Origin of the sequence: Pseudomonas avellanae BPIC 631, from assembly GCF_000444135.1 — a bacterium.
Classification (GTDB): Bacteria; Pseudomonadota; Gammaproteobacteria; order Pseudomonadales; family Pseudomonadaceae; genus Aquipseudomonas; species Aquipseudomonas avellanae.
This window is the reverse complement of sequence record NZ_ATDK01000217.1, coordinates 19,925-43,336: the sequence shown is the minus strand read 5'-3', so window position 1 is coordinate 43,336 and position 23,412 is coordinate 19,925. Positions and strand designations below refer to the sequence as shown.

Below are 23,412 nucleotides of genomic sequence, written 5' to 3'. Positions count from 1 at the left end.
AAACTCAAGAGAAACTATGAAAGCGTCATAGCAATGGCCTGCGCTTTTCTGTGGCTACCAATGTGAAACGGGAACAGACCCTAGGGCAGGGCGACGTTGATATGCTGTCCAGCGCCACCGATGTGTTCAAGGCCGACATGGCCGATTCCGGCTCGATCTTCCTCGACAAGGGCGAGCCGATGCAGGTCGGTCAGAAGCTGGTTCAGAAAGACCTCGCCAGGACCCTCAAGGAAGTGTCCGAGAAGGGCAGCGACGGTTTCTACAAAGGCTGGGTCGCCAAGGCGCTGGTCGATTCGAGCCAGGCCGGCAAGGGCATCATCACCCAGGCTGACCTCGACCACTACAAGACCCGCGAGCTGGCTCCGGTCGAATGTGACTACCTTGGCTACCACGTAGTGTCGGCACCGCCGCCGAGTTCCGGCGGTGTGGTCATCTGCCAGATTCTGAACATTCTTGAAGGTTACCCGATGAAAGAGCTGGGCTTCCGCTCGGCGCAGGGTATGCATTATCAGATCGAAGCCATGCGCCATGCCTATGTGGACCGCAACAGCTACCTGGGCGACCCCGATTTCGTCAAGAACCCGGTCGAACATCTGCTGGACGTCAAGTACGCGGCCAAACTGCGCGAAGCCATCGAGCCACAGAAGGCCGGGGACTCGAACAAGATCAAGCCGGGCGTCGCGCCACACGAGGGCAGCAACACCACCCATTATTCGATTGTCGACAAATGGGGCAACGCGGTCTCGGTGACCTACACCCTGAACAACTGGTTCGGCGCGGGCGTCATGGCCAGCAAGACCGGCGTGATTCTCAACGACGAAATGGATGACTTCACCGTCAAGGTCGGCGTGCCCAACATGTACGGGCTGGTGCAGGGCGAAGCCAACGCCATCGCGCCAGGCAAGACGCCGCTGTCGTCGATGAGCCCGACCATCGTCACCAAGGACGGCAAGACCGTCATGGTCGTCGGTACGCCGGGTGGCAGTCGCATCATCACCGCAACCCTGCTGACCATGCTCAACGTCATCGACTACGGCATGAACATTCAGGAAGCCGTGGACGCGCCGCGTTTCCACCAGCAATGGCAGCCGGAAGCAACCAACATCGACACCTTCGCCGTGAGCCCCGACACGTTGAAGATTCTCGAGAGCTGGGGCCACAAGTTTGCCGGCCCGCAACCGCTCAACCACGTGGCGGCCATTTTGGTCGGTGCGCCTTCGCTGGGCGGCAAGCCGGTTGGTAACAACCGTTTCTACGGCGCCAATGACCCACGCCGTAACACCGGGTTGTCGCTGGGTTACTGAGTTATTCTGCTGACCACGTCACGGCACTGAGCTTTAGAGTCGGCTTCAGGGTCGTGGCGTTTTTGTTTCTGCTGGTGAGTCAGTTGCGCACCCAGCGCTGGCGGCTCCAGCCACTCAACGCATCGACCGCGAACACCAGTATCAGCATCGCCAGAATCACGCTGCTGGCCTGCGCTTCCTGAAACAGGCTGAGGTTGACGTAAAGCATCTGGCCCAGCCCGCCCGCGCCGACAAAACCCAGCACGCTGGCCATGCGAATGTTGTTTTCCCAGCGGTACAGGGTGTAAGCCAGCAACTGCGGCCAGAGGTTGGGCAGCGTGCCGTAGCCGAAGGCCTGCCAGGCGCTGCCACCTTGCAGACGAATCGCAGCGGCGGGCTCCGGCGAGGTGTTTTCCAGCGCTTCGGCAAACAGCCGACCGAGCACGCCGGTGGTGTGCAACGCCAGCGCCAGCGTGCCCGCATTGGGGCCAAGCCCTGCTGCCAACACCATCAGCACGGCCCAGACCAGCTCCGGGATGGCGCGCAGCGCATTGAGCAGCAAGCGACTCAGGCTGCGCAGCGGCCAGCCGAGACGCCCGGCAGCGGGCAAGGCGAGCAGTAAGCCGGCGACGGCTGCCAGCAACGTACCCAAGGCCGACATGGCCAGCGTTTCCAGCGCGCCTTTGCCGATGGCCTGCAGGTGATCGCTGCTCAGGTCGGGGCTCATGAAGCGCAATGCATAACGGCCCATCTGCGTCAGGTTGTCGTGACTGCCAAGCGTGAACAGGTCCAGGCCGAGGTACACAAACGATCCGGTCACCGCCGCCACAATCGCCAACACCACCACCACGTTGCCTGTGCGCCTCATGTGAACCGCCTGCGCAACAGGCGACTGAGCTGATCGGCGAGCAGCACCAGCAACAAGAAGGTCAGCAGCATGCTCGCCACCTCATCGCCTGCGAACATGCGCATCGACAGGTCGATCTGCTGGCCCAGGCCGCCCGCGCCGACAAAGCCCATCACCACCGAGGCACGCACTGCGCACTCCCAGCGATACACCGTGTAAGACGTCAGCTCTGCTGCCGCATTGGGCAGAATGCCATAAGCCAGCGCGGCCAGCCGTCCGCTGCCTGACTGGAGTAAGGCGTGGGCCGGGCGCTGATCCACCGATTCGTATATTTCTGCATACACCTTGCCGAGCATGCCTGCATAAGTGATGGCGATGGCCAGCACGCCAGCGGTGGGGCCCAGCCCGACGGCGCGGACGAACAGCAGCGCCCAGACGATTTCCGGCACGCTGCGCAGGAAGATCAACACCCCGCGCACCGGCCAGCGCAGGCACTGACCGAGCCGACCCGGCCGGCCGCCTCGCGAGGCCGCCGACAAAGACAGTGCCTTGCTGGCGAGCAGGCTTGCCGGTACGGCCAGCAGCAGGGCAAGGGCGATACCGGCAGTCGCGATCGCAAGGGTTTGCAGGGTGGCTTGCAGCAGCAGGCCGAGGAATTCTGCGGAATGCGCCACAGGCCAGAACCCGGCGAGGAAGTTGCCCATCGTCCGGGCGTTGCCGGCTTGCAGCAGCACAAACGGATTCAGCTCGGCCAGGCGAATGCCTGGCCAGAGCAGTGCGATAGCCAGCAGCGCCAGCAACAGGCGTGGCACTGCCGCCGGGTCGCGCCGGTCGCGCCTCAGCATCGCGGCGTCCAGACCGTTTCTGCAACCTCGCAAACCTGCTGCGGGCTCAGTTGTTCATTGGCGTACAGCGTGTCGAGGTGTTGCCGTTCGACCTCGCCGGCCGGGAGGTCGAAGTGGATACGACCGTCGCGCACCCCGATGATGCGCGGAAAGTGCGCCAGTGCCAGTTCCACTGCGTGCAGGCTGGCGACCAGCGTCACGTTGTGTTCGATGGCGTGCTGACACAATAACGCCAGAGTGTGATCGGCCAGACGTGGGTCCATCGCCGAAACCGGTTCGTCGGCCAGCAACAATTCAGGGGCCTGATACAACGCACGGGCGATACCGACGCGCTGCAACTGGCCGCCGGACAACTGCTGGCAACGCTCGAACAGTTTGTCGGCCAGGTCCAGGCGCGTCAGCACCGCGCGTGCGCCGGGCACGTCCAGCGGGTGCAACAGGTTCAGCAGGCTTTTGCCCAACCCCCATTGCCCCAGCTTGCCCGCCGACACCGCAGTCACCACACGCTGACGCGCAGGTAACGGCGGCGCTTGATGAATCAGTGCGATGCGGCTGCGCAATTGCTGGCGTTGCCGGCTGGACAGTCGCCACGGATTGACGCCCAGCACTTTCAGCTGCCCGGCGCTGGGCGGCAGCGCGCTGGCCAGCAGGTTGAGCAAGGTGGTCTTGCCCGCACCGGACGGGCCGATGATTGCCACCCGCTCGCCGCGCTCAATGCTCAGGTCCAGCCCGCGCAACGCCAGCGTGCCATTGCTGTGGCGCAGGTCGATGGCGGACAGGCGCAGGGTCATTTCAGCAGGTCGGCAGCGCGTGCGGCTTCTTCGATACCCTTGTAGTTCTCGGGTTTGGTTTCGATGAAGCGGCTGGCAGCCTGCAGATCGAGAATCGCCTTCTGCTCAGGGTTGGCCGGGTCAAGGTCAAGGAAGGCCTGTTTGATCTTCGCCGCCAGCGCCGGATCGAGGCTGCCGCGCACAGTCCAGTTGTAGTCGAAATAGGTCGGCGTGGTCGCGAACACGTGCACCTTGCTGGTATCGACCTTGCCGCTGGCGACCAGTTTGTCCCACACGCTGGCATTGAGCACGCCGGCATCGACCTTGCCGGCCTGAACCCAGGCAGCGGTCGCGTCATGTGCGCCGGAATAGGCAACGCGGCTGAAGAACGTCTCCGGCTTGATGTTTTCCTTGAGCATGAAATAACGCGGCATCAGGCTGCCGGACGTGGACGACACCGAGCCGAAGGCAAATGTCTTGCCCTTGAGGTCGGCAAGGGTCTTTACGTCCGGATCGGAGGTGATGAATTTGCTGGTGAATTTGGCGTCCTGCTCGCGCTGTACCAGCGGCAGGGCATTTCCGGTCTTGAGGTTGACCTGCACAAAGGTGAAGCCGCCCAGCCAGGCCATGTCGAGCCGGTCGGTGGCCAGTGCTTCGACCACAGCCGGGTAATCCGCTACCGGCACGAACTCGACTTTCATGCCCAGGCGTTGCTCCAGATAAGCCCCCAGCGGCTTGAACTTGCGCAGCAGTTCGGTGGGCGCTTCGTCGGGGATGGCCGAGACGCGCAGGGTATCGGCCGCATGGCTGGTCAGTGCGGAGAAGGACAGGGCAAGGCCGGCGGCGAGCGCCAGGGTACGCTTGAGCATGGAAGTTTCTCCGGTTCGAGATCAGAAAGACAGGTAAGGCAGCGCGTGCATGAATGGACAGCCAGCGCTTCGAAGAATTGGATAGCAGTGAGCGGGGATTATAAGAGGCATGGCGAGAAAGGCCAGTTCAGCACTCTGCTATCGGCTGACACGCCCGGCGGGCGCTGCGGTTTGCGCTGATACGTGAACAGCCCCTAGACTCCGCAGCCTGTTTCCCGGTTACCGAGAGTGTCGCGATGAATGAGCCAATCCGCCTGACCCAGTACAGTCACGGAGCAGGGTGTGGCTGCAAGATTTCCCCCAGGGTATTGGACGTGATCCTTGCCGGCAGCGGTGCGCAGAACCTGGACCCGAAACTCTGGGTCGGCAATACCTCGCGTGACGATGCAGCGGTTTACGCGCTGGACGACGAGCGCGGCGTGGTCTCGACCACCGACTTCTTCATGCCCATCGTCGATGATCCGTTCGACTTCGGCCGCATCGCCGCGACCAATGCGATCAGCGACATCTATGCGATGGGCGGCGATCCGCTGATGGCCATCGCCATTCTCGGCTGGCCGGTCAATGTGCTGCCGCCAGAGGTCGCTCGCGAAGTGATCCGTGGCGGTCGTGCCGTGTGCGACGCTGCCGGTATCCCATTGGCGGGCGGCCATTCCATCGATGCGCCGGAGCCGATATTCGGTCTGGCCGTCACCGGCGTGGTGCAGAAAAAACACATGAAACGCAACGACACCGCGCAGGCCGGCTGCGTGCTGTACCTGACCAAACCATTGGGCATCGGCATTCTGACCACCGCTGAAAAGAAGGCAAAACTGCGCGCAGAAGACATCGGCCTGGCGCGGGACTGGATGTGCACGCTGAACACGCCGGGCAGCCGTTTCGGCAAACTGGCCGGCGTGGCGGCGATGACCGATGTCACCGGTTTCGGCCTGCTCGGGCATCTGGTGGAGATGGCTGACGGCGCGGGTCTGACCGCTCGTCTGGATTACGCCGCTGTGCCGCGTCTGCCGGGTGTCGAGCATTACATCGCCGAGGGTTGCGTGCCGGGTGGTACGTTGCGCAACTTTGAAAGCTATGGTGACAAGATCGCCGCGCTGAGCGACGCTCAGCGCGACCTGTTGTGCGATCCGCAGACCAGCGGCGGCTTGCTGGTCGCGGTCAGCCCTGAAGGTGAAGCGGAGTTTCTGGCGGTGGCGGCCGAACTGGGCCTGCAACTCAACCCGATCGGCACCTTGCTCGAGCGACAGACCCACGCCGTCGAGGTGTTCTGATGGCCGACAACAGCAGCGACTACCGGGCACTGTTCCTCAACGACGTGCCGATGATGGACGCTCGCGCCCCGGTGGAGTTTTCCAAGGGCGCATTTCCGGGCGTGATCAACCTGCCGCTGATGAACGACATCGAGCGGCAGAAGGTCGGCACCTGCTACAAGCAACATGGCCAGGACGCTGCCATTCAGCTCGGGCATCAACTGGTCTGCGGGCAGGTCAAGGATGAGCGGGTTGAGGCGTGGGTCGAGTTCGCCCGAGCCAACCCGAATGGCTACCTGTACTGCTTTCGCGGCGGCCTGCGCTCACAGACCGTGCAGCGCTGGCTGAAAGATGCAGGGGTTGATTACCCGCGCATCCTCGGCGGTTACAAGGCGATGCGCACGTTTTTGCTCGATACCCTGCATGAAGCCGTGACCGAGTGCGATCTGGTGGTGCTCGGCGGCATGACCGGCACCGGCAAAACCGAAGTGCTGACGCAATTGCCCAACGGCCTGGACCTGGAAGGCGTCGCCAATCATCGCGGCTCCAGTTTCGGCAAGCGCGCCACCGGGCAACCGGCGCAGATCGATTTCGAGAACCGCCTGGCCATCGACCTGCTCAAGAAGCGCGCCGCCGGTATCGAACAGTTCGTTGTGGAAGACGAAAGCCGTCTGGTCGGCAGTTGCAACGTGCCGCTGGAATTGCACCAGGCCATGCAAGGCTGTCCGATGGTCTGGCTGGAAGACAGCTTCGAGCACCGCGTCGAGCGTATTCTGGCCGATTACGTGGTCAACCTCTGCGCAGAGTTCATCAGCGTCAAGGGCGAAGAACTCGGCTTCGGGCTGTTCGCCGATCGCCTGCTGCAGAGCCTGAACAACATTCACAAACGCCTGGGCGGCGAGCGTCACCAGCGTTTGCTGGCGCTCATGCAGACAGCGCTGGAAGAACAACAGCGCAGCGGCGAGGTTGAGCTGCATCGGGGCTGGATCGAAGGCTTGCTCGGCGAATACTACGACCCGATGTACGCTTATCAGCGCGAGCATAAAGCCGCGCGAATCGAGTTCGCGGGCAATCAGTTTGAAGTGTCGGGCTATTTAAGCGAGCGTTCGTCGCGGCGCTAGTCTGATGGTCTTTTAGCAGGCGGACAGGGATGCCATGAGCGCAGTCTTCGATTTCTACCAAACCCTCGGCTGGGGCCTTTCGGCGCTGGTAATCGGCACCTTTTTGCTGGCCGGCACGGTCAAGGGGGTTATCGGCCTCGGCCTGCCCACCGTGGCAATGGGCTTGCTGGGGCTGGTCATGCTGCCGCCGCAGGCTGCGGCCTTGCTGATTATCCCTTCGGCGTTCACCAATGTCTGGCAACTGGCCACTGGCGGAAGCTTGCGACCCTTGCTCAAACGCTTGTGGCCGATGCTGAGCATGATTTTCATCGGCACTTGCGCCGGTGCGTTCTGGCTGGGCATGAGTGGCAGCCATTCGATGACGCGGGCATTGGGCGCGGCGCTTTTGCTTTATGCGTTGAGCGGCCTGTTCCTGCCGACGTTGCAGGTAGCGGAGGCTGCCGAGCGCTGGCTAGGGCCTTTGGGTGGTTTTGTGACCGGCGTTATCGCGTCGGCCACCGGGGTATTTGTGATTCCCGTGGTGCCTTATCTGCAAGCGCTGGGGCTTGAGCGTAACGAGTTGGTGCAGGCGCTGGGACTGTCTTTCACCGTCTCGACTGCGGCGCTGGCGGTTGGCTTGTCATGGAATGGCGCGCTGGGCGGTACCGAACTGGGCGCGTCGTTGCTGGCACTGGCTCCGGCGCTGTTGGGCATGCTGCTGGGCCAATGGTTGCGGCAACGCATCAGCGCCGTATTGTTCAAGCGGGTATTTTTTATCGGGATGGGGCTGCTGGGGCTGCATCTGCTGATAAAAGGCTGATCACGGGCGCGACACAGACAGATCAACAACACGCCAGCCCGTCGCTGGACGGGCTGTTGACTGCGCTGGCTGTCAGTGCGTGCGGGCGACGGCGAACTCGCTGAGTTCGATCAGGGCATCGCGGTATTCGCTGGGCGGCAAGGCGTCCAGGCAGGCAATGGCGCGCGCAGCATAGTCGCGGGCCAGTTGTGCGGTGTAATCAAGCGCACCGGCACTTTCCACGGCATTGCGGATGCTTTCCAGATATTCCAGGCCACCTTTCTGGATCGCCTGACGAACCAGTGCGGCCTGTTCCGGGCTGCCTTCACGCATGGTGTAGATCAGCGGCAGGGTCGGCTTGCCTTCGGCCAGATCGTCACCGACGTTCTTGCCCAGAGTCTCGGCATCGCCGCGGTAGTCGAGCAGGTCATCGACCAGCTGGAAGGCCACACCCAGGTGGTCGCCGAACGTGCGCAGGGCTTCGGTCTGCGCTTCGGAGGCCTTGCACAGGGCTGCGGCGCTGTGGGTCGAGGCTTCGAACAGCATGGCTGTCTTGCCGCGAATCACTTCCATGTAGGTTTCTTCGGTGGTGCTGGCGTCGCGGATCTTGGACAACTGCAGCACTTCGCCTTCGGCAATGATGCGGGTCGCCTTGGACAGGATCTTCATGACTTCCATCGAGCCCAGTTCAACCATCATTTCGAACGAGCGCGAATAAAGGAAGTCACCTACCAACACGCTGGGCGCGTTGCCCCACAGGGCGTTGGCCGTGGAGCGGCCGCGGCGCATGCCGGACATGTCGACAACGTCGTCATGCAGCAGGGTGGCGGTGTGCAGGAATTCGATGGTGGCGGCCAGCAGGCGGATGTCGTCGCCTTCGCGGCCCAGAGCCTTGCCACACAGCAGCACCAGCAGCGGGCGCAGGCGCTTGCCACCTGCCGACGTGATGTAATCACCGATCTTGGAGACCAGCGGTACACGCGACGTCAGTTGCTTTTTGATGATAAGGTCAACGGCACTAAAGTCGTCCGCCACCGCGCGGTAGAAGGCTTGGGGTTGCATCAGCGACACGTGCTCCAGATAGGTTGCGCCGCATGCTAGGTCGCGGGGTAGAGCGTGTCAAGGTATGACGAGCGGCCTCTTGCAACACACCAATCCCTTGCGTACAATCGCGCACCCTAACTTTCCTGGGCAGCACCTGCCTTACGCAATGCAAACGGGCCGTTCCAGCCCCATGCAGCCATGCCAGCCAATACTCTTCTTATAAAGAGCTGGGTGAGCAGGATTTTCGGAGAAATACCATGTACGCAGTAATTGTTACCGGTGGCAAGCAGTACAAAGTCGCCCCAGGTGAATACCTGAAAATCGAAAAACTGGAAATCGCTACTGGCGAATCCGTCACGTTCGACCGCGTTCTGCTGGTTGGCAATGGCGACGACGTCAACATCGGTGCTCCAGTTGTTGCTGGCGCTACCGTTGTAGCTGAAGTGATCTCGCAAGGTCGCCACGACAAGGTTCGTATCATCAAGTTCCGTCGTCGTAAGCACCACATGAAGCGCATGGGCCACCGCCAGTGGTACACCGAGATCAAAATTACAGGTATTCAGGCTTAATTCAGCCTAATCCTCAACTGGAGAATTGACTCATGGCTCACAAAAAAGCTGGTGGTAGTACCCGTAACGGGCGCGACTCAGAAGCCAAACGCCTTGGCGTGAAGATGTATGGCGGCCAGGCTATCATCCCTGGCAACATCATCGTGCGTCAGCGCGGTACCCAATTCCACGCTGGCTACGGCGTTGGCATGGGTAAAGATCACACCCTGTTCGCGAAAGTGGAAGGCGTGATCAAGTTTCAAGTCAAGGGCGCCTTCGGTCGTCGCTACGTGAGCATCGTTCCGAAGACTGAAGTCTCCGCAGCGTAATCACGCAGTTGCTTAAAAGCCCTGTCTTGCGACGGGGCTTTTTTGTTTGTAGAGGTAGAGAGGCAGGTGAGTCTCTTGCAAAACTGTTTGTGCGGGCTGTTGTGATGTTGACCCTTGGGGTCGCTGGTTTCTGATCGGTATCGCAACGCTCATTTTTGCAAGAGTCTTATGTAATTTATGTGGTTCTGCTCGTCCCTGTGGCGGGAGGCGTGCGTTATGAAATTTGTAGATGAAGTTTCCATTCGAGTAAAAGCCGGTGACGGCGGCAACGGTTGCATGAGCTTCCGTCGCGAAAAATTCATTGAAAATGGTGGTCCAAACGGCGGCGACGGCGGTGATGGCGGTTCGGTCTTTATGATCGCCGACGTCAACCTGAACACGCTGGTCGACTACCGCTATACCCGACACTTCGATGCCGAGCGCGGCGCCAATGGCGGCAGCGCCGATTGCACCGGTCGTAAAGGTGAAGAGCTGGTGCTGCGTGTGCCGGTGGGCACCACCATCATCGACGCCACCACCCAGGAAATCATCGGTGACCTGACCAAAGACGGTCAGCGCCTGATGGTTGCCCAGGGCGGCTGGCACGGTCTGGGTAACACCCGATTCAAATCCAGTACCAACCGTGCGCCACGTCAGACCAGCCCGGGCAAGCTCGGTGATCAGCGTGATCTCAAGCTTGAGCTGAAAGTGCTGGCCGACGTCGGCCTGCTGGGCTTGCCGAATGCCGGCAAGAGCACGTTCATTCGTTCGGTATCGGCCGCCAAGCCGAAAGTTGCCGACTATCCGTTCACCACGCTGGTGCCAAACCTGGGTGTGGTCAGTGTCGATCGCTGGAAGAGCTTTGTCGTCGCCGACATTCCGGGCTTGATCGAAGGTGCATCCGACGGTGCCGGTCTGGGGATTCGTTTCCTCAAGCACCTGGCGCGTACCCGTCTGCTGCTGCACCTCGTCGATATGGCGCCGCTGGATGAAACCAGTGCTCCGGATGCCGCTGAAGTGATCGTCAGCGAGCTGGAAAAATTCAGCCCGTCGCTGGCAGAGCGTGACCGCTGGCTGGTGCTGAACAAGTGCGACCAGATCCTTGAAGAAGAGCAGGAAGCCCGCAAGCAGGAGATCGTTGATCGCCTGGAGTGGGCGGGCCCTGTCTACGTGATCTCTGCCATCGCCAAAGAAGGCACCGAGCAGCTGACTCGCGACATCATGCGTTACCTCGAAGAGCGCAGCCTGCGCATCGCCGAAGAGCCTGGTTACGCCGAAGAGCTGGCCGAACTCGATCAGCGCATCGAAGACGAAGCGCGCGCGCAGTTGCAGGCCCTGGACGATCAGCGTGCCCTGCGTCGCAGCGGCGTGAAGAGCGTCCATGACATCGGTGAAGATGATTGGGACGAAGAAGATGTGGACGATGAAGACGGTCCGGAAATCATTTACGTCCGCGACTGATCGCTTGAAGTAAACTTGAGCGCCGCTACGATTGTTAGCGGCGTTTTTGTATCTTGAATTTGAAAACTCTCTGGCTAAGGTTGGAAGAAGATGCGCAGCAAAGTGACGGGCGCCCAGCGCTGGGTTGTGAAGATTGGCAGTGCCTTGCTGACCGCGGATGGCAAGGGCCTGGATCGCAACGCCATGGGGGTGTGGGTAGAGCAGATGGTGGCGCTGCATGAAGCAGGCGTCGAGCTGGTGCTGGTTTCTTCCGGGGCTGTTGCTGCCGGTATGAGTCGCCTTGGCTGGACGGCGCGACCCAGTGCAATGCACGAGCTTCAGGCTGCCGCTGCAATCGGTCAGATGGGGCTGGTGCAGGCGTGGGAGTCGAGTTTTGCCGAGCATGGTCGGCATACCGCGCAGATCCTGCTGACCCACGACGACCTGTCGGACCGCAAGCGCTACCTGAATGCCCGTAGCACCCTGCGTACGCTGGTCGAGCTTGGGGTGGTGCCGGTCATCAACGAAAACGACACGGTGGTCACCGACGAGATCCGTTTTGGCGACAACGACACGCTCGCGGCGCTGGTTGCCAATCTGGTCGAGGCCGATCTGCTGGTCATCCTGACTGATCGTGATGGCATGTTCGACGCTGATCCGCGCAACAACCCCGATGCTCAGCTGATTTACGAAGCGCGTGCCGATGATCCGGCGCTGGACGCGGTAGCGGGCGGTACGGGCGGTGCGCTGGGTCGTGGCGGCATGCAGACCAAATTGCGTGCTGCGCGCCTGGCTGCACGTTCCGGTGCGCATACCGTGATCGTCGGCGGGCGCGTCGAGCGCGTGCTGGCGCGGCTCAAGGGTGGCGAACGGCTGGGAACATTGCTGTCGCCCGAGCGCGAAATGCTCGCGGCGCGCAAGCAGTGGCTGGCGGGCCATTTGCAGACCCGCGGTACGCTGGTACTCGACGACGGCGCGGTTTCGGCGCTGGCCAGCGATCACAAAAGCCTGCTGCCGGTTGGCGTCAAGCTGGTGCAGGGCAGCTTCCGTCGTGGCGAGATGGTGGTGTGTGTCGCACCGGACGGTCGGGAGATCGCTCGCGGGTTGAGTAACTACAGTGCCATCGAGGCGCAGAAGATCATTGGTCACTCATCCGAGGCCATCGTGCGCGAGCTGGGCTATATGGCCGAGCCGGAGCTGATTCATCGGGATAATCTGATACTTGTCTGATCACGGTCGTTAGAAGGAAGATTCAATGCGCGTTATCAACGGATTTCTGGCTGCTTTGCTTTTTTTGCCGGTGCTGGTCTCGGCAGAAGAGATCGGTCAGGTGTCGACCGTGTTCAAAATGGTGGGGCCTAACGACCGCATTGTGGTCGAGGCGTTTGATGACCCCAAGGTGGACGGCGTGACCTGCTACCTGTCGCGTGCCAAGACTGGCGGCGTGAGGGGTGGCCTTGGGCTGGCTGAAGACCGCGCCGAGGCGTCCATCGCCTGCCGTCAGGTCGGGCCTATCCGCTTCAAGGAAACCCTCAAGGATGGCGATGAGGTGTTCAAGGAGCGCACTTCACTGGTCTTCAAAACCATGCAGGTGGTGCGTTTCTTCGACAAGAAGCGCAATTCGCTGGTTTACCTGGTCTACAGCGACCGTGTCATCGAAGGCAGCCCGCAAAACGCCGTCACCGCGATCCCGATCCTGCCATGGGTAACCGCGCCCGCGCCTTGATTGACTGGTTTTTTTAGTCGCGGACCGGCCGACGCTTCGCTTGTCCGCGATCTATTGTTGTGTAGGAGCGGGCTTGTCCGCGAACTGCCGGGAACCGGCAGTAAAGCCTGTGCACACGGTACATCAAGCGCAGCCGCAGGGCCGCTTCGCAGTCGTCGTAACCTCTTGAAGCCCCGCGCGCTCGGGGCAGAGGCGTGCTTTGTGCTAAGCGAGAGGTGTCCAGGTGCGCCCATCCTGCTTTCCAGCAGGCAATAAAAAACCGACCCTGAGGTCGGTTTTTTAACAAGTGGATCGCTTAGGCTGCAGCAGCAAGGCTCAGAGCCTTGATGTGACCGTTCAGACGACCTTTATGGCGAGCAGCCTTGTTCTTGTGGATGATGCCTTTATCGGCCATACGGTCGATAACAGGCACTGCCAGAACATAAGCGGCTTGCGCTTTTTCTGCGTCTTTTGCGTCAATGGCTTTAACTACATTCTTGATGTAGGTACGAACCATGGAACGCAGGCTGGCGTTGTGGCTGCGACGCTTCTCAGCCTGTTTTGCACGTTTTTTGGCGGAAGGTGTGTTGGCCACCGTCGAGCTCCTCGAAAGACTTTGTGAAATAGCAAACAAAATAGGCCGCGAATCATGCCGATGAGTTGAAGTCTTGTCAAGGGCAGTTAAGGTGTTCCGCTGAGTGGTTGCTACATTTGGCCGGATGATTTATTTCCGGCCTGTGACCTGTAAACTCGCGGCCTTTGCTTCGGGCGTTTTTGCGGCGCGAAGTATCGCATAAATGGCTGGCTTTATCGCCCATCCTTTGCCAAGGCGCACAACTCTTTCAATGAATCTACTCAAGTCACTCGCCGCCGTAAGCTCTATCACCATGGTTTCCCGGGTTTTGGGCTTCGTGCGCGACACCATTATTGCCCGCACTTTCGGCGCCGGAATGGCAACGGATGCGTTCTTTATCGCGTTCAAACTGCCCAATCTGCTGCGTCGTATCTTCGCAGAAGGGGCTTTTTCCCAAGCCTTCGTACCGATTCTGGCGGAATACAAGAGCCAGCAGGGTGAGGAGGCGACCCGCACGTTTGTCGCCTATGTCACCGGGCTGCTGACTCTGGCGCTGGCAGTGGTGACGCTGCTGGGGGTGATCTTTGCGCCCTGGGTGATCTGGGCCACGGCGCCAGGCTTTGCCGATACGCCGGAAAAATTCGCCTTGACCTCGGACCTGCTGCGGGTGACCTTTCCTTATATATTGCTGATTTCCCTGTCCTCGATGGCCGGGGCGATCCTCAATACCTGGAACCGTTTCTCGGTGCCAGCGTTCGTGCCGACCCTGCTCAACGTCAGCATGATTTTCTTCGCGCTGTTCCTCACCCCGTACTTCGATCCGCCGGTCATGGCGCTGGGCTGGGCGGTGCTGGTTGGTGGTTTGCTGCAATTGCTTTATCAACTGCCGCACCTGAAAAAAATCGGCATGCTGGTGCTGCCGCGCCTGAATCTGCGTGATACCGGCGTCTGGCGGGTCATGAAGCAGATGCTGCCCGCCATTCTGGGCGTCTCCGTCAGTCAGATTTCTCTGATCATCAACACGATATTTGCCTCGTTTCTCGTTGCCGGTTCCGTGTCGTGGATGTACTACGCTGACCGCCTGATGGAGCTGCCGTCCGGTGTGCTGGGTGTCGCGCTGGGGACGATTCTGCTGCCGATCCTTTCAAAGACCTACGCGCAGCGCGACCGTCAGGAATACTCGCGGATTCTCGACTGGGGCCTGCGTCTGTGTTTTGTGCTGGTGCTGCCCTGTACGCTGGCGCTGGGCCTGCTTGCCGAACCGTTGACCGTTTCGCTGTTTCAATACGGCCAGTTCAATGCGCTGGACGCAGCCATGACTCAGCGCGCATTGGTCGCCTACTCGGTCGGTTTGCTGGGTATCATCCTGATCAAGGTGCTGGCCCCAGGCTTTTACGCTCAACAAAATATCCGCACCCCGGTGAAAATCGCGATCTTCACCCTCATAGTGACCCAGTTGCTCAACCTGGCGTTTATCGTGCCTTTGCAGCATGCCGGTCTGGCGCTGGCCATCAGCGTGGGGGCGTGCATCAATGCGGTGCTGTTGTTCTGGCAATTACGCAAACAGGATCTGTTTCAGCCACAACCGGGCTGGACGAAGTTCCTGTTCAAGCTGGTGATTGCCGTTGCCGTCATGTCTGCTGTGCTGTTGGGGCTCATGCATTTCATGCCGGCTTGGGACGAAGGTCACATGCTGGAGCGTTTTCTGCGTCTGGGTGCGTTGGTCGCGGCAGGGGTGGTGACGTATTTCGCCATGCTTCTGGTGCTGGGCTTTCGCCTGAGGGATTTCGCCCGCAAGGCGATTATGTAGGCCCGGTTTGATCGTTGTTTTCTGGGGGCACATCAAGAACCTTCATCCGCTCTTGGTGTGTTGCCTGTCGTCCACGGCCGTGTGTGGTTATAATCGGCCACTTTATGAGCAAGAAGTGCGTTATGCAGCTGGTTAGAGGCCTTCACAACCTGCGCCCCGAGCATCGGGGCTGCGTCGCCACGATTGGCAATTTCGACGGTGTTCACTGCGGCCACCAGGCTATCCTGGCGCGTCTGCGTGAGCGTGCCGTCGAATTGGGTGTGCCCAGCTGCGTGGTGATCTTCGAGCCGCAGCCGCGTGAGTTCTTCGCGCCGCAAACGGCTCCGGCACGTCTGGCGCGTTTGCGCGACAAGCTTGAACTGCTGAGCGCCGAGGGCGTGGACCGGGTATTGTGTCTGTCCTTCAACCAGCGCCTGAGCAAACTCAGCGCGGCAAGCTTCGTCGAGACCGTGCTGATCGACGGTCTGGGCGTGCAGCACCTTGAAGTGGGCGACGATTTTCGTTTTGGCTACGACCGGGTCGGTGATTTCGATTTTCTGCAGCAGGCCGGCACGACGTATGGTTTTACCGTAGAAGCGGCGCAGACCGTTGAAATCGATGGCCTGCGCGTCAGCAGCACCAAGGTGCGTAAAGCCCTGGCTGCGGCGGACTTTGCCCTTGCCGAGCGCATGCTCGGTCGCCCGTTCCAGATAACCGGACGGGTATTGCATGGCCAGAAGCTGGCGCGTCAGTTGGGTACGCCCACCGCCAACGTGCAACTCAAGCGTCGTCGTGTACCGTTGAGCGGGGTTTACCTGGTCAGCATGGACATCGACGGCAAGCCTTGGCCAGGCGTCGCCAACATCGGCGTACGTCCGACGGTGGCGGGTGATGGCAGCGCGCACCTCGAAGTGCATCTTCTGGATTTTGCCGGCGATCTTTACGGCCGGCGTTTAACGGTGGCTTTCCACCACAAGCTGCGTGATGAGCAGCGTTTCGCCTCACTGGAGGCGCTCAAGACGGCGATCAATGCGGACGTCGCCGCCGCCCGTGCCCATTGGCATGGCTAACCGCTAAACAAGAGCCTGAAATGACTGATTATAAAGCCACGCTAAACCTTCCGGACACCGCCTTCCCTATGAAGGCCGGCCTGCCCCAGCGCGAGCCGCAAACTCTGCAGCGCTGGGACAGCATTGGCCTGTACCAGAAGCTGCGCGAGATTGGCAAGGATCGTCCAAAGTTCGTCCTGCACGACGGTCCTCCGTACGCCAACGGCAATATTCACATCGGTCATGCGGTCAACAAGATTCTCAAGGACATGATCCTGCGTTCCAAAACCCTGGCGGGCTTCGATGCCCCCTATGTGCCGGGTTGGGACTGTCATGGTCTGCCGATCGAACACAAGGTCGAAGTGACCCACGGCAAGAACCTCTCCGCAGACCGCACGCGTGAGCTGTGCCGTGCCTATGCGGCCGAACAGATCGAAGGCCAGAAGTCCGAGTTCATCCGTCTGGGTGTGCTGGGCGACTGGAGCAACCCGTACCTGACCATGAACTTCGCCAACGAAGCCGGAGAAATCCGCGCGCTGGCCGAGATGGTCAAGGGCGGTTTCGTCTTCAAGGGCTTGAAACCGGTCAACTGGTGCTTCGATTGCGGTTCGGCACTGGCTGAAGCCGAAGTCGAATACCAGGACAAGAAGTCCTCGACCATCGACGTCGCGTTCCCGATTGCCGATGAGGCCAAACTGGCTGCAGCCTTTGGCGTAGCCGCGCTGGGCAAGCCTGCCTCCATCGTCATCTGGACCACCACGCCGTGGACCATCCCCGCCAACCAGGCGCTGAACGTTCATCCCGAGTTCGAATACTCGCTGGTCGATGTCGGCGACAGGTTGTTGGTGCTGGCGTCCGAGCTGGTTGAAAGCTGTCTGGCCCGTTACAAGCTGGAAGGCACAGTCATCGCGACCACCACCGGTCAGGCGCTGGAACTGATCAACTTCCGCCACCCGTTCTACGACCGTTTGTCGCCAATCTATCTGGCCGAATACGTCGAACTGGGTGCCGGTACCGGTGTTGTTCACTGCTCGCCTGCCTATGGCGTGGACGACTTCAACATCTGCAAGCAATACGGCTTGAGCAACGACGACATCATCAGCCCGGTGCAGAGCAACGGCGTGTATGTCGAGTCGCTGGAGTTCTTCGGTGGCCAGTTCATCTTCAAGGCCAACCAGAACATCATCGACAAGCTGGTTGAAGTCGGCAGCCTGATGGAGACCGAAACCATCAGCCACAGCTACATGCACTGCTGGCGCCACAAGTCGCCACTGATCTACCGCGCCACCGCGCAGTGGTTCGTCGGCATGGACAAGCAGCCTGAAAGCGGCGAAACCCTGCGCAAGCGTGCGGTCAAGGCTATCGAAGATACCGAGTTCGTACCGGCCTGGGGCCAGGCGCGCCTGCACTCGATGATCGCCAACCGTCCTGACTGGTGCATCTCGCGTCAACGCAACTGGGGCGTGCCGATTCCGTTCTTCCTGCACAAGGAAAGCGGCGACCTGCACCCGCGTACCGTCGAACTGATGGAAGAAGTGGCCCTGCGCGTCGAGAAAGAAGGCATCGAAGCCTGGTTCAAGCTGGACGCCAGCGAGTTGCTGGGTGACGAGGCCGCCAAGTACGACAAGATATCCGACACACTGGACGTCTGGTTCGACTCGGGCACCACGCACTGGCACGTACTGCGCGGTTCACACCCGATGGGCCACGAAACCGGCCCGCGTGCCGATCTGTACCTGGAAGGTTCCGACCAGCACCGTGGCTGGTTCCACTCGTCGCTGCTGACCGGTTGCATGCTGGACGACCACGCGCCGTATCGCGAACTGCTGACCCACGGGTTTGTGGTCGACGAGAACGGCCGCAAGATGTCCAAGTCGCTGAACAACGTGGTCGCGCCACAAAAGGTCAACGACTCGCTGGGTGCAGACATCATGCGCCTGTGGGTCTCGGCGACTGACTATTCGGGCGAGATGGCGGTGTCCGATCAGATCCTGCAGCGCAGCGCCGATGCCTATCGTCGTATCCGCAACACTGCACGCTTCCTGCTCTCCAACCTGACGGGCTTCAACCCGGCGACCGACATCCTGCCCGCCGAAGAAATGCTCGCACTGGACCGTTGGGCCGTGGACCGCACGCTGCTGCTGCAACGCGAGCTGCAAGAGCATTACGGCGAATACCGTTTCTGGAACGTGTACTCGAAGATCCACAACTTCTGCGTGCAGGAGCTGGGTGGTTTCTATCTGGACATCATCAAGGATCGTCAATACACCACGGCTGCCGACAGCACCGCGCGTCGCTCCTGCCAGACGGCACTGTTCCACATCTCCGAAGCGCTGGTGCGCTGGATCGCGCCGATCCTGGCGTTCACCGCCGACGAGTTGTGGCAGTTCCTGCCGGGCGAGCGCAACGAATCGGTGATGCTCAACACCTGGTACGAAGGCCTGACCGAACTGCCTGCCGACTTTGAAATGGACCGTGCCTACTGGGAGCGGATCATGGCGGTGAAGACCTCGGTCAACAAGGAAATGGAAAACCTGCGCGCTGCCAAGGCCATCGGCGGCAACCTGCAGGCTGAAGTGACCTTGTACGCTGAAGACTCGCTGGTCGCTGACCTGTCGAAACTGAGCAACGAGCTGCGTTTCGTGCTGATCACCTCGACCGCCAGCGTTACGCCGTTTGTGTCGGCTCCGGCGGATGCGGTGGTTACAGAAGTCGCTGGGCTGAAGCTGAAAGTGGTCAAGTCCGGCCACGCCAAGTGTGCCCGTTGCTGGCATCACCGCGAGGATGTGGGTGTGAACCCTGAGCATCCGGAAATCTGTGGTCGTTGCGTAGACAACATCAGCGGTGCAGGCGAGGTGCGTCATTATGCCTGACGCCACTTTGTCTAATACCTCGCTCGGCCGCCTGGCCTGGCTGTGGTTGACCGTGCTGATTGTGGTTGTAGATCAGGCCAGCAAGTATTACTTCGAGAACGCGCTGAGCCTCTATCAGCAGATCATCGTGATCCCGGACTACTTCAGCTGGACACTGGCCTACAACACGGGCGCCGCCTTCAGTTTTCTGGCGGACGGTGCCGGTTGGCAGCGCTGGTTGTTTGCCCTGATCGCGGTCGTGGTCAGTGCAGTGCTGGTGGTCTGGCTCAAGCGTCTGGGCCGCGACGACACCTGGCTGGCCATCGCGCTGGCGCTGGTGCTGGGCGGCGCGCTGGGCAACCTGTATGACCGCGTGGTGTTGGGGCATGTGATCGACTTCATTCTGGTGCATTGGCAAAACCGCTGGTATTTCCCGGCGTTCAACGTCGCGGACAGTGCAATCACCGTCGGCGCAATCATGCTGGCGCTGGACATGTTCAAGAGCAAGAAAACCGGAGAAACCGTCAATGACTGAACAGTCGTCGACTCAGGGCTCGTCTGACGAGCTGCGTATCGGTCAGAACACGCAGGTCACCTTGCACTTCGCCCTGCGCCTGGAAAACGGTGACACCGTCGACAGCACCTTTGAAAAGGCCCCGGCCACGTTCAAGGTCGGCGACGGTAACCTGTTGCCCGGTTTTGAAATGGCAATTTTCGGCTTCAAAGCCGGCGATCGAAAGACCGTAGAGATTCTGCCGGAAAACGCCTTTGGTCAGCCCAACCCACAAAACGTACAAATCATGCCACGCTCGCAGTTCGTGGGCATGGAACTGTCCGAAGGGTTGCTGGTGATCTTCAATGACGCGGCCAACACCGAGTTGCCCGGCGTGGTGAAAGCATTTGATGACGAGCAGGTCACCATCGACTTCAATCACCCGCTGGCAGGCAAGACACTGAGCTTTGAAGTGGAAATCTTCGAAGTGAAGGCGATTCTGGCCTCCTGACCTTCGCCATCAAGCCCGGCCCAGGCCGGGCTGCCCCGTACCAACCATGAGGCACAGCATGCAAATCAAACTCGCCAACCCCCGCGGCTTTTGTGCCGGAGTGGACCGCGCGATCGAAATCGTCAATCGCGCTCTGGAAGTGTTTGGTCCGCCGATTTATGTGCGCCATGAAGTTGTTCACAACAAATTTGTCGTCGAAGACCTGCGCTCTCGTGGCGCGATCTTCGTTGAAGAGCTTGATCAGGTGCCGGACGACGTCATCGTCATCTTCAGTGCCCACGGTGTTTCCCAGGCCGTGCGCACCGAAGCTGCCGGTCGTGGCCTGAAAGTATTCGATGCCACCTGTCCGCTGGTGACCAAGGTGCACATTGAAGTCGCCCGCTACAGCCGCGATGGCCGCGAGTGCATCCTGATCGGCCACGCCGGTCACCCGGAAGTCGAAGGCACCATGGGCCAGTACGATGCCGTCAATGGCGGCGCGATCTACTTGGTCGAAGACGAAGCGGACGTTGCCAGCCTTGAGGTGCGCAACCCCGAGTCGCTGGCGTTCGTGACCCAGACCACCTTGTCGATGGACGACACCAGCCGGGTGATCGACGCGCTGCGCAAGCGCTTCCCGGCCATCGGCGGGCCACGCAAGGACGACATCTGCTACGCCACGCAAAACCGCCAGGACGCGGTCAAGCAACTGGCCGACGAGTGTGACGTGGTGCTGGTGGTGGGCAGCCCGAACAGCTCCAACTCCAACCGCCTGCGCGAGCTGGCCGAGCGCATGGCCACCCCGGCTTACCTGATTGATGGTGCCGAGGATATGCAGCAGGGCTGGTTCGACGGCGTCGAGCGTATCGGCATCACCGCTGGCGCATCGGCCCCGGAAGTGCTGGTGCGCGGCGTGATCCAGCAATTGCAGGCCTGGGGCGCAACCGGCGCGGATGAGCTGGCTGGTCGCGAAGAGAACATCACCTTCTCCCTGCCTAAAGAGCTGCGGGTCAAGTCGCTGCTCTGAGGCTGCTTACCTGCACAACGCAACGTCACGCTTTGTGTCCTCGATCCTGACCCGTCCAGTCGGTGCCACTATCACGCGATAGTGGCTGGCCGGCTGATCGTCGAGGCACACATGCAGCGTGCCGTTGGTTACATGTCGCAGGTTGCCCAGGCCATTGAAGCTCAGTCGCTCCGTGACTTTACGGTTGCCGACCACCCGAGGCTTGCCGCCACTGGCGCGCTCTACCAGCAGCGTATCTTTTTCGTCGGGGCCTTTGCCGTCCAGGTCGAGTATGATCCGCCAGCCGTTGCTCCAGTCCTCTTCAATGGCGTGAATCGTCACAATCTGATTGCGTGTAATAGCGGCGACTCTTGCCGAACGGATACCGCTGGCCAGCTCCTGAGCGGCGACGAGCCCGCGATTGGAGTCGATCAGTTGCTTGAAAGAAGGTGTTGCGACATTGGCCAGAATGGCCACCAGTGCAACGACGATCAATAATTCGATCAGTGTGAACCCTGCATGCTTCATGTGCGTTCCTCCCTGGAAACCGCCGTTACAGAACCTTGCGGGCGTTCGTCGTCGCAAAACAACCGTACGTCCCGCTATGGATTTTCCAGCGGCATTGCTGCCTTATAGTCGTAACGTCTAGGAGACACTCAATGCGTCATATAGCCAAGGGATTCAGCCTCATCGAATTGTTAGTCACTGTGTCCCTGGTGGGCATCCTTGCGGCTATCGCTGTCCCGAGTTTTACCAGCTCCATTCAAAGCAACAAGGCCGACACCGAACTCAGTGATTTGCAGCGCGCGCTCAACTATGCGCGACTTGAGGCGATAAACAGGGGAGTAACGGTGCGCATTGCGCCGACCAGCGGCACGGCGTGGACGGGCGAACTGCAGGTTTATCTGAAATCAGACACCGGCACGCCGCCTACCGCACTTCGCAAGGTGGCAGCCATGAGCAGCGGTGGCACGCTGGTCGCTGACAATAATGTCTCGGCGCTTGAGTTCAACAACCTGGGGGGGCTGATTGCCCCGGCAACGGCACTGGCAATGACCTACACCCGCGGCAGCATTACCAAAATCATGAATATCTGCCTGACAGGCCGGATCGTCCTCGGCGGAAGCTGCAATGCCCAATGAAACCCGACATCGCCAGACCGGCATGACCCTGATCGAGGTGCTGGTTTCGGTACTGATCCTGGCAATCGGCCTGCTGGGCGCTGCCGCGATCCAGTTGAACGCCCTCAAGTACACCGACAGTTCGACCCTGAGAAGCCAGGCAAGCTTCATCGCCTACGACATGATGGACCGCATTCGCGCCAATGTGGACGGCAACGCCAGCGCCAATGGTTCGACCAATGTGCTGGCGACCTATTCCCTGGCAAATCTGGCCGCGGCCCCGGCTGCCAATTTGAACAAAGCCCGAGATCAGGACCTGTCCGACTTCAGCAAGAATATAACCACGTTTGCAGGTGCAAGTGGCACGGGCAGCATAGACGTCAGTAGCGCCCCCGCTGTCACCATCACCATTGGCTGGAGCGACGCGCGTGCCACGGGGGCTAGTGATAACGCTATTAGCAACACAGCCGCAACCGCATCCGGGCAAGTGTTCGTTCTGACCTCGCGTGTGGGAGTCGACCCATGAAGAAGTTTTCCAGAGGCTTCGGGCTGATCGAGATCATGGTGGCGCTGGTGCTGGGGCTGGTGGTCAGCTTGGGGATCATCCAGATATTTACGGCTTCAAGAGGCACCTATCAGAGCCAGAACGCCGCCGCACGCATGCAGGAAGATGCGCGCTTCATTCTGAGCAAGCTGATCCAGGAAATCAGGATGTCCGGGATGTACGGCTGCCTGAATTATAAAAACGTCACGCCTGTTTCTCCAGCGATCGTATGGCCTACCGCATTCACCACCCCGATTCTGTGGGATAACGCGAGCAAAACGCTGACGCTGGTGACCTCGGACGTGGGGACGGCTGGCAGTACGCCGACCTGGACGATCGTTTCTAACTGCCAGACAACGACCCAGCTTTATTCCGGCGCAAGAACACCGGGTACCGGGGAGACCGCGTTTCCCATTCGCCAGTGGATTTACGCCTTCAGCGGCACCGACCTGACGATCAGGCCCGGAGACTCGACTAAGCCGCAGCCGCTGTTGCAAAACGTCGCTGACTTTTCTGTCTCTTTTGGCATGGCGGGTAATCCGATGTCCTACACCTCGGTTATCACCGCCGCCAATGCGCCTGACATACGCAGCGTGCGTATCAGCCTGACAATGCAGGATGGCCAGAACGGCATCGTCAAGAGCCAGCAATACAACGTCGTTGCTTACCTGCGTAATCGCTTTTGA

Annotated in this window: 24 protein-coding genes and 1 pseudogene; 18 read left to right on the top strand and 7 right to left on the bottom strand. The window is 60.4% G+C overall.

What is annotated here, in order from left to right; genetic code table 11:
• Positions 1-80: 80 nt before the first annotated feature.
• Positions 81-1,304: pseudogene (gene ggt / locus DW49_RS0108755) on the top strand (gamma-glutamyltransferase); the annotation flags it as partial.
• 79 nt (positions 1,305-1,383) lie between these two features.
• Here ggt and phnE read toward each other — a convergent pair.
• The 4 genes from phnE to DW49_RS0108735 are packed head-to-tail and all read right to left on the bottom strand — an operon-like array spanning position 1,384 to position 4,614.
• Positions 1,384-2,151 carry a phosphonate ABC transporter, permease protein PhnE gene (phnE, locus tag DW49_RS0108750; protein ID WP_005614554.1) on the bottom strand — a complete coding sequence of 256 codons (768 nt, stop codon included), beginning with the start codon at positions 2,149-2,151 and terminating at the stop codon, positions 1,384-1,386.
• The gene (locus DW49_RS0108745; RefSeq protein ID WP_024419832.1) at positions 2,148-2,975 is read right to left on the bottom strand and encodes a PhnE/PtxC family ABC transporter permease; all 828 of its coding nucleotides are present in this window, start codon (positions 2,973-2,975) and stop codon (positions 2,148-2,150) included. Before DW49_RS0108745 ends, phnE begins: the two co-directional genes overlap by 4 nt.
• A complete protein-coding gene (locus DW49_RS0108740; protein WP_005614556.1) occupies positions 2,969-3,766 on the bottom strand; it encodes a phosphonate ABC transporter ATP-binding protein in 798 nt (265 codons plus the stop codon). Before DW49_RS0108740 ends, DW49_RS0108745 begins: the two co-directional genes overlap by 7 nt.
• A complete protein-coding gene (locus tag DW49_RS0108735; RefSeq protein WP_005614558.1) occupies positions 3,763-4,614 on the bottom strand; it encodes a putative selenate ABC transporter substrate-binding protein in 852 nt (283 codons plus the stop codon). The genes DW49_RS0108740 and DW49_RS0108735 overlap by 4 nt, the downstream gene beginning before the upstream one ends.
• A 236-nt stretch (positions 4,615-4,850) precedes the next feature.
• Here DW49_RS0108735 and selD point away from each other — a divergent pair, with 236 nt between their 5' ends.
• Genes selD through DW49_RS0108720 form a run of 3 tightly spaced genes read left to right on the top strand, consistent with a single transcriptional unit; the run spans position 4,851 to position 7,784 of the window.
• A complete protein-coding gene (selD, locus tag DW49_RS0108730; RefSeq protein WP_024419833.1) occupies positions 4,851-5,885 on the top strand; it encodes a selenide, water dikinase SelD in 1,035 nt (344 codons plus the stop codon).
• Entirely contained in the window at positions 5,885-6,985 is a 1,101-nt protein-coding gene (gene mnmH, locus DW49_RS0108725; RefSeq protein ID WP_005614563.1) for a tRNA 2-selenouridine(34) synthase MnmH, read from the top strand. The genes selD and mnmH overlap by 1 nt, the downstream gene beginning before the upstream one ends.
• A 34-nt stretch (positions 6,986-7,019) precedes the next feature.
• The gene (locus tag DW49_RS0108720; RefSeq protein WP_005614565.1) at positions 7,020-7,784 is read left to right on the top strand and encodes a sulfite exporter TauE/SafE family protein; all 765 of its coding nucleotides are present in this window, start codon (positions 7,020-7,022) and stop codon (positions 7,782-7,784) included.
• Between the two features lie 72 nt (positions 7,785-7,856).
• Here the strand turns inward: DW49_RS0108720 and DW49_RS0108715 are convergent, their stop codons facing one another.
• Positions 7,857-8,825, bottom strand: a complete 969-nt coding sequence (locus DW49_RS0108715; protein WP_024419834.1) for a polyprenyl synthetase family protein — start codon at positions 8,823-8,825, stop codon at positions 7,857-7,859.
• A gap of 239 nt (positions 8,826-9,064) precedes the next feature.
• Between DW49_RS0108715 and rplU the strand changes: the two genes are divergently transcribed.
• The 5 genes from rplU (at position 9,065) to DW49_RS0108690 (ending at position 12,829) form a co-directional block, all read left to right on the top strand.
• Entirely contained in the window at positions 9,065-9,376 is a 312-nt protein-coding gene (gene rplU / locus DW49_RS0108710; RefSeq protein ID WP_003381306.1) for a 50S ribosomal protein L21, read from the top strand.
• 32 nt (positions 9,377-9,408) lie between these two features.
• On the top strand, positions 9,409-9,684 hold the full coding sequence (rpmA, locus tag DW49_RS0108705; RefSeq protein ID WP_002551972.1) for a 50S ribosomal protein L27: 276 nt from the start codon (positions 9,409-9,411) through the stop codon (positions 9,682-9,684).
• 216 nt (positions 9,685-9,900) lie between these two features.
• Positions 9,901-11,124 (top strand): Obg family GTPase CgtA, encoded by a 1,224-nt coding sequence (cgtA, locus tag DW49_RS0108700; RefSeq protein WP_005614593.1) that lies wholly within the window; start codon positions 9,901-9,903, stop codon positions 11,122-11,124.
• A 90-nt stretch (positions 11,125-11,214) separates the two neighbouring features.
• Positions 11,215-12,333 carry a glutamate 5-kinase gene (gene proB / locus DW49_RS0108695; protein WP_024419835.1) on the top strand — a complete coding sequence of 373 codons (1,119 nt, stop codon included), beginning with the start codon at positions 11,215-11,217 and terminating at the stop codon, positions 12,331-12,333.
• Positions 12,334-12,358: 25 nt separating this feature from the next.
• A complete protein-coding gene (locus DW49_RS0108690; RefSeq protein ID WP_005614595.1) occupies positions 12,359-12,829 on the top strand; it encodes a CreA family protein in 471 nt (156 codons plus the stop codon).
• 295 nt (positions 12,830-13,124) lie between these two features.
• Here DW49_RS0108690 and rpsT read toward each other — a convergent pair whose 3' ends face one another.
• Positions 13,125-13,403 carry a 30S ribosomal protein S20 gene (gene rpsT, locus DW49_RS0108685; protein WP_003344603.1) on the bottom strand — a complete coding sequence of 93 codons (279 nt, stop codon included), beginning with the start codon at positions 13,401-13,403 and terminating at the stop codon, positions 13,125-13,127.
• Between the two features lie 250 nt (positions 13,404-13,653).
• On the opposite strand from rpsT, the gene murJ reads away from it, so the two are divergent.
• The 6 genes from murJ (at position 13,654) to ispH (ending at position 21,082) form a co-directional block, all read left to right on the top strand.
• Entirely contained in the window at positions 13,654-15,192 is a 1,539-nt protein-coding gene (gene murJ / locus DW49_RS0108680) for a murein biosynthesis integral membrane protein MurJ (RefSeq protein WP_024419836.1), read from the top strand.
• Positions 15,193-15,314: 122 nt separating this feature from the next.
• The gene (gene ribF / locus DW49_RS0108675) at positions 15,315-16,241 is read left to right on the top strand and encodes a bifunctional riboflavin kinase/FAD synthetase (protein WP_005614600.1); all 927 of its coding nucleotides are present in this window, start codon (positions 15,315-15,317) and stop codon (positions 16,239-16,241) included.
• Between the two features lie 20 nt (positions 16,242-16,261).
• The gene (gene ileS, locus DW49_RS0108670) at positions 16,262-19,093 is read left to right on the top strand and encodes an isoleucine--tRNA ligase (RefSeq protein WP_024419837.1); all 2,832 of its coding nucleotides are present in this window, start codon (positions 16,262-16,264) and stop codon (positions 19,091-19,093) included.
• Positions 19,086-19,607 (top strand): signal peptidase II, encoded by a 522-nt coding sequence (gene lspA / locus DW49_RS0108665; protein WP_003381294.1) that lies wholly within the window; start codon positions 19,086-19,088, stop codon positions 19,605-19,607. The genes ileS and lspA overlap by 8 nt, the downstream gene beginning before the upstream one ends.
• Entirely contained in the window at positions 19,600-20,076 is a 477-nt protein-coding gene (locus DW49_RS0108660; RefSeq protein WP_003381292.1) for an FKBP-type peptidyl-prolyl cis-trans isomerase, read from the top strand. The genes lspA and DW49_RS0108660 overlap by 8 nt, the downstream gene beginning before the upstream one ends.
• A 58-nt stretch (positions 20,077-20,134) precedes the next feature.
• Complete coding sequence (ispH, locus tag DW49_RS0108655; RefSeq protein WP_005614604.1) at positions 20,135-21,082, top strand: 4-hydroxy-3-methylbut-2-enyl diphosphate reductase; 948 nt, start codon at positions 20,135-20,137, stop codon at positions 21,080-21,082.
• 6 nt (positions 21,083-21,088) lie between these two features.
• Here ispH and DW49_RS0108650 read toward each other — a convergent pair whose 3' ends face one another.
• Positions 21,089-21,589: a GspH/FimT family pseudopilin gene (locus DW49_RS0108650; RefSeq protein ID WP_005614605.1), complete on the bottom strand. Its 501-nt coding sequence runs from the start codon at positions 21,587-21,589 to the stop codon at positions 21,089-21,091.
• A 131-nt stretch (positions 21,590-21,720) separates the two neighbouring features.
• On the opposite strand from DW49_RS0108650, the gene DW49_RS0108645 reads away from it, so the two are divergent.
• Genes DW49_RS0108645 through DW49_RS0108635 form a run of 3 tightly spaced genes read left to right on the top strand, consistent with a single transcriptional unit; the run spans position 21,721 to position 23,412 of the window.
• Positions 21,721-22,203 (top strand): GspH/FimT family pseudopilin, encoded by a 483-nt coding sequence (locus DW49_RS0108645; RefSeq protein WP_003381286.1) that lies wholly within the window; start codon positions 21,721-21,723, stop codon positions 22,201-22,203.
• Positions 22,193-22,708, top strand: coding sequence for a type IV pilus modification protein PilV (gene pilV, locus DW49_RS0108640; protein ID WP_005614607.1), 516 nt, complete (start codon positions 22,193-22,195; stop codon positions 22,706-22,708). Before DW49_RS0108645 ends, pilV begins: the two co-directional genes overlap by 11 nt.
• Positions 22,705-23,412 (top strand): PilW family protein, encoded by a 708-nt coding sequence (locus DW49_RS0108635; protein WP_005614609.1) that lies wholly within the window; start codon positions 22,705-22,707, stop codon positions 23,410-23,412. Before pilV ends, DW49_RS0108635 begins: the two co-directional genes overlap by 4 nt.

What these genes read in the sequence shown, in the direction of transcription:
- phnE (WP_005614554.1), bottom strand. Translation starts at nt 2,151, where the DNA reads ATGAGGCGCACAGGCAACGTGGTGGTGGTGTTGGCGATTGTGGCGGCG.
- DW49_RS0108745 (WP_024419832.1), bottom strand. Translation starts at nt 2,975, where the DNA reads ATGCTGAGGCGCGACCGGCGCGACCCGGCGGCAGTGCCACGCCTGTTG.
- DW49_RS0108740 (WP_005614556.1), bottom strand. Translation starts at nt 3,766, where the DNA reads ATGACCCTGCGCCTGTCCGCCATCGACCTGCGCCACAGCAATGGCACG.
- DW49_RS0108735 (WP_005614558.1), bottom strand. Translation starts at nt 4,614, where the DNA reads ATGCTCAAGCGTACCCTGGCGCTCGCCGCCGGCCTTGCCCTGTCCTTC.
- selD (WP_024419833.1), top strand. Translation starts at nt 4,851, where the DNA reads ATGAATGAGCCAATCCGCCTGACCCAGTACAGTCACGGAGCAGGGTGT.
- mnmH (WP_005614563.1), top strand. Translation starts at nt 5,885, where the DNA reads ATGGCCGACAACAGCAGCGACTACCGGGCACTGTTCCTCAACGACGTG.
- DW49_RS0108720 (WP_005614565.1), top strand. Translation starts at nt 7,020, where the DNA reads ATGAGCGCAGTCTTCGATTTCTACCAAACCCTCGGCTGGGGCCTTTCG.
- DW49_RS0108715 (WP_024419834.1), bottom strand. Translation starts at nt 8,825, where the DNA reads ATGCAACCCCAAGCCTTCTACCGCGCGGTGGCGGACGACTTTAGTGCC.
- rplU (WP_003381306.1), top strand. Translation starts at nt 9,065, where the DNA reads ATGTACGCAGTAATTGTTACCGGTGGCAAGCAGTACAAAGTCGCCCCA.
- rpmA (WP_002551972.1), top strand. Translation starts at nt 9,409, where the DNA reads ATGGCTCACAAAAAAGCTGGTGGTAGTACCCGTAACGGGCGCGACTCA.
- cgtA (WP_005614593.1), top strand. Translation starts at nt 9,901, where the DNA reads ATGAAATTTGTAGATGAAGTTTCCATTCGAGTAAAAGCCGGTGACGGC.
- proB (WP_024419835.1), top strand. Translation starts at nt 11,215, where the DNA reads ATGCGCAGCAAAGTGACGGGCGCCCAGCGCTGGGTTGTGAAGATTGGC.
- DW49_RS0108690 (WP_005614595.1), top strand. Translation starts at nt 12,359, where the DNA reads ATGCGCGTTATCAACGGATTTCTGGCTGCTTTGCTTTTTTTGCCGGTG.
- murJ (WP_024419836.1), top strand. Translation starts at nt 13,654, where the DNA reads ATGAATCTACTCAAGTCACTCGCCGCCGTAAGCTCTATCACCATGGTT.
- ribF (WP_005614600.1), top strand. Translation starts at nt 15,315, where the DNA reads ATGCAGCTGGTTAGAGGCCTTCACAACCTGCGCCCCGAGCATCGGGGC.
- ileS (WP_024419837.1), top strand. Translation starts at nt 16,262, where the DNA reads ATGACTGATTATAAAGCCACGCTAAACCTTCCGGACACCGCCTTCCCT.
- lspA (WP_003381294.1), top strand. Translation starts at nt 19,086, where the DNA reads ATGCCTGACGCCACTTTGTCTAATACCTCGCTCGGCCGCCTGGCCTGG.
- DW49_RS0108660 (WP_003381292.1), top strand. Translation starts at nt 19,600, where the DNA reads ATGACTGAACAGTCGTCGACTCAGGGCTCGTCTGACGAGCTGCGTATC.
- ispH (WP_005614604.1), top strand. Translation starts at nt 20,135, where the DNA reads ATGCAAATCAAACTCGCCAACCCCCGCGGCTTTTGTGCCGGAGTGGAC.
- DW49_RS0108650 (WP_005614605.1), bottom strand. Translation starts at nt 21,589, where the DNA reads ATGAAGCATGCAGGGTTCACACTGATCGAATTATTGATCGTCGTTGCA.
- DW49_RS0108645 (WP_003381286.1), top strand. Translation starts at nt 21,721, where the DNA reads ATGCGTCATATAGCCAAGGGATTCAGCCTCATCGAATTGTTAGTCACT.
- pilV (WP_005614607.1), top strand. Translation starts at nt 22,193, where the DNA reads ATGCCCAATGAAACCCGACATCGCCAGACCGGCATGACCCTGATCGAG.
- DW49_RS0108635 (WP_005614609.1), top strand. Translation starts at nt 22,705, where the DNA reads ATGAAGAAGTTTTCCAGAGGCTTCGGGCTGATCGAGATCATGGTGGCG.